1 protein-coding gene is annotated in these 332 nt (G+C 56.0%); it reads left to right on the top strand.

Annotated features, from left to right (window positions below; all coding sequences use genetic code 11):
- Positions 1-18 precede the first annotated feature (18 nt).
- Positions 19-332: DUF7927 domain-containing protein (locus tag ACYP01_RS00755; RefSeq protein WP_459678184.1), on the top strand; the 314-nt coding region annotated here is incomplete at its 3' end.

Here is a 332-nt window from a genome sequence, read left to right on the forward strand (position 1 = left end):
TCTCCGAAGATTGCTGTGGTGAAGTCTTCTGATCCGGTGTCGGGTTCGAATGTTGTTGCCGGTCAGGACATCAAGTACACGCTTTCGTTCACGAACACCGGTAACGGTGCGGGTGAGGTCGCGTACTTCGATGATTTGCGTCAGGTTGTGGACAAGGGTGCATTGAGTGGTTTGACTGCTGATGCTCCGTTGGTTGCGACGATGGTCGGCACGGATGGTTTCTCGGTGACGGGAACCTTGGCGGCCGGCGAGAGCAAGACGGTGACGTATTCGGTGAAGGTCAATGCCGATGTGGTCGGTGGGGTGTTCGTGAACAACTTCGTTGTTCCGGG

It is taken from the genome of Rhodococcus sp. no. 34 (genome assembly GCF_054589475.1).